This window comes from bacterium, from assembly GCA_021372775.1.
Classification (GTDB): domain Bacteria; phylum Acidobacteriota; class Polarisedimenticolia; order J045; family J045; genus JAJFTU01.
Window position 1 is genome coordinate 1 of the sequence record JAJFTU010000409.1, and the last position, 3,502, is coordinate 3,502.

At 71.3% G+C, this 3,502-nt stretch carries 2 protein-coding genes; both read right to left on the reverse strand.

All coding sequences use genetic code 11. The features are described 5' to 3' along the window. Positions 1-442: 442 nt before the first annotated feature. Positions 443-1,198 (reverse strand): IS21-like element helper ATPase IstB, encoded by a 756-nt coding sequence (gene istB, locus LLG88_14095; GenBank protein ID MCE5248040.1) that lies wholly within the window; start codon positions 1,196-1,198, stop codon positions 443-445. Further along, the gene (istA, locus tag LLG88_14100) at positions 1,195-2,760 is read right to left on the reverse strand and encodes an IS21 family transposase (GenBank protein ID MCE5248041.1); all 1,566 of its coding nucleotides are present in this window, start codon (positions 2,758-2,760) and stop codon (positions 1,195-1,197) included. Before istA ends, istB begins: the two co-directional genes overlap by 4 nt. Positions 2,761-3,502: the final 742 nt, after the last annotated feature.

The window sequence follows — 3,502 nt, forward strand, 5'->3', positions numbered from 1 at the left end:
AACGCGCGCACTTCTTTTGTCGCCGCGCTTTGGTGTTTCGAGACTGATCCAGCGGCTTCGGTCACCCACCCCCGATCTTCCTGATCTTCGGCAGTACTGACGACGGAGCGTTCCATTCCGCCCCGCGCCAGCGGCCACGACGCGGCGGGAACAGTCCTAGGAAGAGAGCAAGCCGAATTCGCTTGATGCGTGGGTGTCACCGAACACTCAAAACCGGCCACGCGCGGTCGCTTCAAAACCAGCCACGTCGGTGCGGCGAGTGGATGATCGGCGATCGGTTCGTCCGAGGCAAGTGGTGGAGTCCCGGGCCGCCGCAGCGCTGTGGATGCTGTGGAAATCGCGCAGCGATTTCCAAGGACCTGTGGGCGCCCGCGAAGCGGGCGTCCAAGCGCAGCGGCAGGTCCGGCGGCATCCATAGCGACTCTCCGAGGACGCATGGCGGTCAGTCCTGGGCGGCCGTCGCGGCGGCCGTCGCCCGCTCGTGCATCCGGCGGCTGCGGCCCTGCATGCGGATGATCTCGGCCCGCGAGAGGAAGCGGTCGAGGATCGCCGTGGCGGCGGGCACGTCGTTCAGAAACGCGCCCCAGTCCTCCGTGGGGCGGTTCGTCGTGATCAGCGTCGAGCCGGTCTCGTGGCGGCGGACGAAGACCTCGAGCAGGTCCTCCGACGCGCCGGGCGCGAGCCGCTTCATCCCGAAGTCCTCGATCACGAGCAGATCGACGCGCCGGAGCGCCTGCACCAGTTCCCGGCGCTGGCTCGCCGCCGTCGCCTCCGCGAAGTCGCCGGCGAGGTCGAAGACGCTGCGCACGAGCACGCGGTGGCCGGCCCGGATCGCGCCGACCGAGATCGCGAGCGCGGCGTGCGTCTTGCCGATCCCAGGCGGCCCGATCAGGAGCACGCCGCGCTTCTCGGCGACGAAGCGCGCCGTCGCGAGATCCAGCAGCCGGCCGCGCGGGATCTTCGGGTTGAAGGACCAGTCGAAGTCCGAGAAGTCCTTCGGCGCCGCGATCCCCGCCTGCTTGAGCCGCCGCGCAAACAGCCGGTCGGACCGCCGCGCGAGCTCGTCCTGCACCAGCAGCTCGAGGAATTCGAGACAGTCGAGGTCGGCGCCGCGCGCCTGCTGGACGCGGGCGGGCAGCGTCTGCACCATCCCGGACAGGCGCAGATGACGCAGGTTCGCGGCGAGTTGCGGGTTCACGTCAGATCCTCCAGCGCGTAGGCGGACATGGGACGGATGAGCTCGTGCTCGGCGAGCAGCGCGGGGAGCGTCCGCTGCACCGCCCGTCGCTCGACCAGGCGGGCGAAGATCCTGTAGCGGAAGACGCCGTGTTCGGCCGCGAGGCGCGCCACGGCCAGCACCTCCTCGCGCGGGAAGCGGCGCAGGAGGCCGAGCGTCCCCTGGATCAGCCGCATCGCGCGCACGCCGCGCGCCGCGAAGGCCGCCTCGGCCCACGCGCGCAGGTCCGGCCCGACCTGGCCGCAGCGCGCGAGCTGGCGCTCGAGGAAGACGCGCTGCGTCGAGACGAGGCTCGCCGCCGGCGCCCCCGGCGCCGCCGCGTAGCGGCCCGGTTCGACCCGCGCATGCACGGCGACGAGCCGGCCCTCGTGGCGGACCCGGACCAGCCGCCCGTCCCAGAGCACCTCGACGGCCCGGCCCAGCAGGTGCGTCGGCACCGGGTAGAAGCCGGCCTCGACTTCGACGTGCCCGTCGGCGTGCACGACGCGCGTGCCGCGGCGGAAGAAGGAAAACGGCGCCGCGCCGAGCGGCTGCAGCGCGTCCTTGTCCGTCTCCAGGTAGTGCCGCCAAACCTGCTTGCGCGTCGTGCCGTGGATCCGCAGCCGCGCGATCGTCTCGTTCCAGCGCCGCAGGAAGGCGTTCAGCTCCGCCAGGCCGTCGAAGCGCCGCCCCTTCAGCGCGTTGTCCTTCACGTAGCCGCCGGCCCGCTCCTCCTTGCCGTTCTCCTGCGGGTGCCGCGGGCGGATCGGCAGCGCCGCGAAGCCCCAGTGCGCCGCGAACGCCGCGTACACCGGGTTCGCGTCCGGATCGTAGAGGCAGGCGCGGACCACCGCCGCCTTCAGGTTGTCGTGGCGCACCACCTTCGGGATCCCGCCCAGCGCCGCAAACGCCCGCTCGTGCAGCCGCAGAAACGTCTCCAGCTTCTGGTCCCAGACCGCCTCCTCGTAGCCGTGACGCGAGCAGCACAGCGTCATGCGGAAGACCCACGGCCGGCGCCACTGACCCGCCTCACCGTCCAGCGTCGGCGGCCCCTGGAAGAAATCGACCTGCGCCTCCTCGCCCGGCGGGCTGTGCATGACCGTCGTCGCCCGGCGCTCCGGCGCCGCACGCCGCACGAAGCGCTTGACGGACTCGTAGGAGCCCCCATACCCGTGCTCCTCGACCAGGTCCTGCCAGATCCGCTGCGCGGTCAGTCCGGCGGCCAGCTTCTGCCGGACCTCGTCCCGGTACGCCTCCGCCGAACTCCGCGAGCCGGCGAACGCTTTGGCCGGTTTTCCGCCCGAGCCGGCGAACACTTCGGCTGGTTTTGCCGCGCCCGTCCGCCCGCGCCCGTCCGCCGCGGTCCCGTCTCCGTCGCCCGAGCCGGGGAACGCTTCGGCCGGTTTTGAGGCGATCGCCGCCCGGCGCCGGCCCACCGTCTCGCGGTTCACGCCGACCTCACGGGCGATCCGCCGGTCGCTCCAGCGCAGCGCGAGGAGTGCTTGGATTTGCTCTCTCTTGTCCACTGTCAAGTAGTTGCTCACGGCCGGCCCTTTCGCGATATACGCGAAGGGTGCCCGAAAGCCGCTACCTCAGTGGCTGGTTTTGAAGTGTTCCCCGCTGGCTGGATTTAGGTGACCGGTGACATCTCGGTTCGGGTGGACCAGCGAATGGGGGCAGGCCAGCGAGCCCGACTCCGCCACGCGCAGGGACACTCCTCCTCTCCGGGCCGATCTGCGCGGGCGAGCCCAATTCGCCGCGGCATGCTCCACGACGATCTTCACCGCCAGGACCGAGTCCGAGCAACTTACGAGAGCGAGCCGCGCCTCCGCAGCCGGATCTGCGCGGCCGGCATCGTGTTCACCGAAGGCAAGGACCTGCGAAGGACACGGTGAGGATCCTCGCGATCGACGCCGGCTCGGCCTGCGGCTGCGCCATCGGCACCGAGCGCGCGGACAGACGCGTCCGGAATTCGGCAACTCGGGCCAGCCCGCAACGAGTTTCCCCGGATGCGGTACATCCGGCGGCGCGGCGACCGCGCACGCGGCAAGCCAGCGTCTCGGCGACCATCGAGGCCGCCTTTCGACAGGAGTCATCGTCTCTGTGTGCGCTTCGCGGGTTGGCACGAAGCTCAGCCGAGACAAAGGGGAGCGTAACGTCGCTTCTGTAAATTGAAATCTTCGAGCGCCGCGCGCCGCGTCCATCCGGCGTCGTTCGCGTCCGCCCGCGGAGCGGAGGCGCGCGGCGCGCCGGAGCGGAGCGGGCGGACGCGGCGCCGCGGGGCGC